The following is a 6,305-nucleotide window of genomic DNA, read 5'->3' on the forward strand; positions in this document are numbered from 1 at the left end:
CATCAGAGTATAATTGAAATCAAAGCCTCGTCTTGGACGGGGCTTTTTTATTTCATTTTGATGATTTGCGCACGGTCCATAAATTGTTCCTGCAAACGCTCCATCTTTGGTTCCATAGTTTCACCGAAAACAAGGTATTGACATTTCGAAATACTTAACGGAATTCTGAGGATATGATTTAAATGACCTCCACGTGAAATAAATTCAGCATCTTCGATAATGAACATCTTAAGCTGACCCAGGTGTATTCCCGTCATAGAAAATAATTTGCTCAACCGTTGAGGGGTAGCGATCACAATGTCAACTCCATAATAGATCGCATCCTTTTGACCATCGATATTCTGTTCGTCGTAAGCAGAATAAACTCTAAGATCAGTTTCAGAAGTAAAATCTCTGAACCTTTCTTCCAGACTTAAAGCAGCCTCTTTGTTTTTCACAAAAATCAAAGCTCTTGGAGAATCTTCAAATGCTTCAGCATTTAATTGCTGAATCACACTTATAATAAGCGCCGTTGTTTTACCGCTGCCTTTGGGAGCTATCATATAAAGATCCGCTCCACTTTTAATTTTAGGTAATGCCTTCTTCTGAAAAGCGTTAGCAGATTCCAATCCCATTTCCTCTAGAGTGGATTTAAGAACAGGGTTCAGTTTTTTGAATGACATACTTAAAATTTTGTTAGTTCAAGATCAGCCTTGGCCCATCGCAAAGTTCGACATTTTGCTCAAATAGTCGGTCACTAATGCAAAAAGCTTTGATTGCCTTCAATAAGCAATTTAATCTTTCGTTAAAGCTATCAGGAAATTAGAACAGGCTATTCACTTTACTGAAATTTGCATAATGCAGAATACTTCAGAAGAGCGAAACAAAAAACAGGAGTTTATTATACTTCTTGTTTTGGGTACTTTGATCGCTTTAGGCCCTTTCTCGATCGACGCATATTTACCTGGTTTTGAAAGTATAGCCCAGGATTTTAATACTACGATTAGCCAGATTGGTTTAACACTTACTAGTTACTTTATAGGAATCTCTCTTGGACAATTAGCCTATGGCCCAATCATGGACAAATACGGTAGAAAAAGGCCATTACTTATTGGCCTTGGTATTTATTTCCTTGCAGCATTAAGCTGTATGTATTCACCAGATCTTACCTGGCTCATTATATCCCGATTCTTTCTAGCACTTGGAGCCGCAGGTGGTATGGTGGCAGCGAAAGCCATTGTCCGTGATGTTTTTCCGGTAAACGAAGTAGCAGGCGCGATCTCAGTACTTATGTTGATCATGGGTGGTGCCCCAATCATTGCTCCTACAGTAGGAAGTTTTATCATAGATGCAATGGGATGGGAAATGATCTTTTTGTTTTTAGCAATTTTTAGTGTGTTGATGATCTTTAGTGTAACTAAACTTCTACCGGAAAGTAAAACACCAGACAGGGCAGTTAATTTGAGACCAAAACAGGTTGCAGTTAATTACTTTAAAATACTTACTCATCATAAATTCTGGAGCTTTTCAATGGCCGGGAGTTTCGCGATTGGAGCGATGTTCGCATATATTTCAGGAGCTCCAAAACTATTTATGGAAAATTTCGATCTCAGTCAGAAAGAATTCGGAATCCTTTTCGGTATTAATGCGGCAGGTCTTATCCTTGGAAGTCAGATCAACCGACTTTTTCTCAAAAAATACACTCCATTCCAGATCACGATATTTAATAGTGTGATCCTCTTAGTACTCTCTGTCTTATTTCTGCTGAATACAATAGCAGGATTTGGATTGTTGATTACCGCAGTTTTACTATTCCTTATGCTATTTTTACTGGGTTTTCAAAATCCGAATACTACCGCATTATCATTAGAACCATTCGAAGCTAAGGCTGGTAGAGCTTCCGCATTAATAGGTAGTTTAAAAATGATCCTGGGAGCGCTGACATCGTTCGCCATAAGTCAGTTTCACACTTCCAGTACACTACCTCTGGCAATCATTCTACTAGTTTGTTTCGCTATCAGTTTCATACTTCTTCTTAAATTTTCGAATCAGGAGAAAAAAGCCTTGAAGTTCAGTGAAGTATAATTTTTGGATTTCGACGGTATAGCCTATTTTTATTGAAAAATTGAAATTGCGACTTTTAAGTTTTCTACTACTAGTCATGCTACCATTTATTGCGTTCTCACAAGATTATACTTTAAGCGGTAGAGTGATCGACAAAAGCAGTAACGAAACCCTAATAGGGGTTAATCTTATTTTCCCAGATCTTGCAACCGGCGTGGTCACGAATGATTATGGTTATTATTCGATCAAACTACCAGCTGGCACACATAGGGTCATTCTTACTTATATTGGTTACGCGAATGCTGAAGATGAAGTGAACATTTCAGATAATACGCAACAGAACTTTCAACTTTCAGAAGCTTCTGAAAGTCTGGATGAAGTAGTCATAACAAGCGATATAGAAGCCCTTAATATCAAGAAACCAGAGATGAGTGTGAACCGACTCTCCATTGGAACTATAAAAAAGATCCCAGTGGTGTTCGGAGAAGTTGATGTAGTAAGAAGTCTATTATTATTACCTGGTGTCTCTAATGCTGGTGAAGGTTCTTCTGGCTTCAATGTGCGTGGAGGCGCAGTAGATCAGAATTTAATTTTGCTGGATGAAGCTACCATTTATAATTCCTCACATTTATTCGGATTATTTTCAGTTTTCAATCCAGATGCGATTAAGGATCTTAAGTTATACAAGGGCGGAATTCCTGCGGAATATGGAGGTCGTGTTTCTTCGGTTCTGGATATTTATCAGCGTGATGGGAATAGCCGGGAATTCAAAATGCAGGGAGGAATTGGTGCGATTTCGAGTCGGCTTCTTGCTGAAGGCCCTATAGTTAAAGATAAAGGAAGTTTTCTAGTTGGAGCAAGAAGTTCTTATGCTCATCTATTTCTGAAGTTAACAGACAATGACAACTCTGCTTATTTCTATGACCTGAACACCAAATTAAGTTATGAACTGGATGAAAGCAATAAGCTCCTTTTAAGTGGTTATTTTGGTCGGGATGTCTTCAATATTAGTCAGAATTTTGAGAATACTTACGGGAATGCTGTACTTAACCTGAGATGGAATCATGTATTTTCAGATAATATTTTCACAAATCTATCTGCAATTTATAGTGATTACTACTACGGACTCAATCTGAACTTTGTTGGATTTAACTGGGATAGCGGCATTAGAAATCTTAATCTCAAGTATGATTTCAACCATTATATTTCAGAGAATTTCGAGCTGAAGTATGGGATGCATAATACTTATTACAAATTCAATCCGGGGGAAATAGAACCTATCGATGAAACTTCAGGAATCAATTACTTCAAACTGAATGATAAATATGCTCTTGAAAATGCCTTTTATATTTCAGCAGAACATAAATTTTCAGAAAAGCTTTCCGCAGAATATGGAGTGAGGCTGAGTAATTTCTTCAGATTGGGTCAGAATGAATTCAATACATACGCCAATGATGAACCAGTTGCGTACAATCCCAGGACTGGAATTTATAGTGAAGCTGATATTCTTGAAAGCAGAGATGTTTCGCGCGGAGAATCACTTGAAACTTTTTCCAATTTTGAACCAAGACTGGCCATCGCCTATAATTTTGCAGAGGACCAGTCAGTAAAAGTTTCTTATAACCGGATGGCCCAATACTTACATTTAATTTCAAATACCAGCAGTCCCACTCCTTTAGATGTGTGGACTCCCAGTGGTCCTTATGTAAAGCCACAACTTCTGGATCAATACGCTGTTGGCTATTTCAGAAATATTAATAATGGGGATTATAGCCTGGAAATTGAAAGTTTTTATAAGGATATACAAAACAGAATAGATTACATAGACGGCGCTAATTTAATCGCCAACAATGCTATTGAGCGAGTAGTTCTTAATGGAGAAGCAAGAGCTTACGGATTAGAACTCCTAATACGCAAGAACGAGGGAAGATTCACAGGATGGTTGGCCTACACCCTATCGAGATCTGAGCAGAGAACACCAGGTAGAAACTCCCAGGAAATAGGAATAAACAATGGCGACTGGTACAAGACGAATTTTGATAAGCCGCATGATGTGACTATTACCGGTAGCTATGATCTAAATGAGAGCTGGGATCTTAACGCCAATTTTATTTACCAGACGGGGCTTGCTACTACTTTTCCAAATGCACAGTACGAATATGAAGATGTGAATATTCCCGTTTATGGTGCACGAAATGAGGATAGACTTCCTTCTTATCACCGATTGGATCTTTCGGCAACCTATTATCCTAAAAAGAATAAGGGTCGGAAACTACAGAGCTCATGGAATTTTGGAATCTATAATGTATACAACCGCCAGAATGCTTATTCGATTTCGTTTCGTGAAAACATGGACACAGGGAGAAATGAAGCTGTAAGACTAACACTCTTCGGAATCATCCCATCGGTAACTTATAATTTTAAATTTTAGAAATGAGATTGTATAAATCATTTTTGGCCATTGTTGTCTTTCTGGGATTCATCTCCTGCGAAGAAGTCGTAGATATCGACCTGGAGGATTCTGAACCAAAATTAGTAGTAGAAGCTTCTATTATCTGGATCAAGGGAACAGATGGCAAACGTCAGGAAATCAGGTTAAGTACAACGAGTCCTTTCTATGAAGAAGAACTGCGGCCAGTGACAAATGCTTCAATCGCGGTTACTTCTGAAAATGGTAGTACATATGAATTTTCTCATGAACAGAATGGCATATACATAAACGAAGAATTTCAACCTATTCTTGATCTGGAATATGAACTCGAGTTAATGTATAATGATCAGGTTTATACTGCAACTGAAAGTTTTGAGTCGGTCTCGGGAATAGATTATGTGGAACAGTTAGATGGCGGAGGCTTTGCTGGCGATGAGATTGAGATCAAAGCATTTTATACAGATCCGGCAAATCAGGAGAATTACTACTTATTCAAGTTCACAGATGAAGACGTTTTTTTGGAATTGTATGAAGATGAGTTTACAGATGGTAACCAGATCTTCGGATATTTTTCAAATGAAGATATAGAAACGGGTGATGTAATTTCCATACAAATGGAAGGAATAAGCAAAGAATATTATGATTATATGTTTGTACTGCGGTCACAAGTTGGCACGAACCAGGGTGGCCCGTTTGAAACAATGCCAGCTGTAGTAAGAGGCAATATCGTAAATGAAACAAACCAGGATAACTTCCCGTTTGGTTATTTCAGACTATCTGAAGCAGATTCAATAACCTATAGCGTAGAATAATGAAACATACAGATAAAAAGACCTTATCAAAAGGAGTAAAATATCTCGCAGGATCTCTACCCTTAGTAATGATAGGGCCTTCGGTATTGTACAATGCTTTTAATAATCAGAATCATCCCTGGTATATTCCTGTCCTGATCTTCGGCATACTTGCGACCTTTGCTGCGATCTTTTTAATGTTCAAGGGTATTATGACCATGGTAAATTCCTTCTTCGGAAAACGCTCTTAAGATATATTACTTGGTAGCAGTATAATGTATAATCTGATAAAACTCAGTTAGTAGTATGAAGGGGGAGATTAACTACTAAATTGAATTGAAGTTATGTTTATTGGAATAGTATAGTAAAGCTATATAATTCGGATTCAGGTTCGGATGAATCAACTACCGAAGTTATAATAAATTCCATCTACAAGCTATTAGTTTCAGGACAAAATCTATTCGGCTCTCATTAATCATTCTGACCCCCAGTGAATGTATAATCTGATAGTCTAATACATTATTATAAGTATGATATTATAATTCATCGCGAAGTACAAATGAATATACTAAACTATGTCGATGCTAAAGCCCAAATCATAAAAGACTTATATCCAAATTATATACTGAGCTATTCGATATAGAAGTACTCTGTATGAGTTAGAGTTAGAATTAGAGCAGTTATCTTGTATCATTATTCGTGATTATCCAATAATGGAAGAATTAGAATAGCTCCTTACCATTTATTCTATGTCTGATCTGGAGACAAACCTATTCAAGAGAAAGTATTTAAATTAGCCATAGACACCATTAGTTCTACCTGATTAGAAAAACAAAAGGTACTAACCCATTATAATACAAATTTTTCAATAGACAACATTGAGATAATCTATTAGAATCCTTGCCTTTAATGCATAAAAAAACCCTTCATCGATATGATAAAGGGTTTTAAAGAAGAAGGCGGCGACATACTCTCCCACAATACAGCAGTACCATCTGCGCTAACGGGCTTAACTACTCTGTTCGGGATGGGAAGAGGTG

General features: G+C 37.3%; 5 protein-coding genes and 1 rRNA gene. 4 read left to right on the forward strand and 2 right to left on the reverse strand.

Features of this window, described 5'->3' with window-relative positions; genetic code table 11:
- Window positions 1-47: 47 nt before the first annotated feature.
- A complete protein-coding gene (locus ACNI3T_RS14990) occupies window positions 48-662 on the reverse strand; it encodes a DEAD/DEAH box helicase (RefSeq protein ID WP_418228513.1) in 615 nt (204 codons plus the stop codon).
- Between the two features lie 175 nt (window positions 663-837).
- Here ACNI3T_RS14990 and ACNI3T_RS14995 point away from each other — a divergent pair, with 175 nt between their 5' ends.
- The 4 genes from ACNI3T_RS14995 (at window position 838) to ACNI3T_RS15010 (ending at window position 5,516) form a co-directional block, all read left to right on the forward strand.
- Entirely contained in the window at window positions 838-2,064 is a 1,227-nt protein-coding gene (locus ACNI3T_RS14995) for a multidrug effflux MFS transporter (RefSeq protein WP_418228514.1), read from the forward strand.
- Window positions 2,065-2,140: 76 nt separating this feature from the next.
- The gene (locus ACNI3T_RS15000) at window positions 2,141-4,474 is read left to right on the forward strand and encodes a TonB-dependent receptor (protein WP_418228515.1); all 2,334 of its coding nucleotides are present in this window, start codon (window positions 2,141-2,143) and stop codon (window positions 4,472-4,474) included.
- A 2-nt stretch (window positions 4,475-4,476) separates the two neighbouring features.
- The gene (locus ACNI3T_RS15005) at window positions 4,477-5,286 is read left to right on the forward strand and encodes a DUF4249 domain-containing protein (protein ID WP_418228516.1); all 810 of its coding nucleotides are present in this window, start codon (window positions 4,477-4,479) and stop codon (window positions 5,284-5,286) included.
- The gene (locus tag ACNI3T_RS15010) at window positions 5,286-5,516 is read left to right on the forward strand and encodes a DUF6095 family protein (protein WP_418228517.1); all 231 of its coding nucleotides are present in this window, start codon (window positions 5,286-5,288) and stop codon (window positions 5,514-5,516) included. The genes ACNI3T_RS15005 and ACNI3T_RS15010 overlap by 1 nt, the downstream gene beginning before the upstream one ends.
- Window positions 5,517-6,219: 703 nt before the next feature.
- On the opposite strand, the gene rrf is transcribed toward ACNI3T_RS15010, so the two are convergent.
- Window positions 6,220-6,305, reverse strand: a 5S ribosomal RNA gene (gene rrf, locus ACNI3T_RS15015); the annotation flags it as partial.

It is taken from the genome of Christiangramia qingdaonensis, from assembly GCF_048381525.1.
Lineage (GTDB): Bacteria > Bacteroidota > Bacteroidia > Flavobacteriales > Flavobacteriaceae > Christiangramia.

Excerpts from the sequence above, each read along its gene's own strand:
- ACNI3T_RS15005 (WP_418228516.1), top strand. The coding sequence starts at position 4,477 with ATGAGATTGTATAAATCATTTTTGGCCATTGTTGTCTTTCTGGGATTC.
- ACNI3T_RS14990 (WP_418228513.1), bottom strand. The coding sequence starts at position 662 with ATGTCATTCAAAAAACTGAACCCTGTTCTTAAATCCACTCTAGAGGAA.
- ACNI3T_RS15000 (WP_418228515.1), top strand. The coding sequence starts at position 2,141 with ATGCTACCATTTATTGCGTTCTCACAAGATTATACTTTAAGCGGTAGA.
- ACNI3T_RS14995 (WP_418228514.1), top strand. The coding sequence starts at position 838 with ATGCAGAATACTTCAGAAGAGCGAAACAAAAAACAGGAGTTTATTATA.
- ACNI3T_RS15010 (WP_418228517.1), top strand. The coding sequence starts at position 5,286 with ATGAAACATACAGATAAAAAGACCTTATCAAAAGGAGTAAAATATCTC.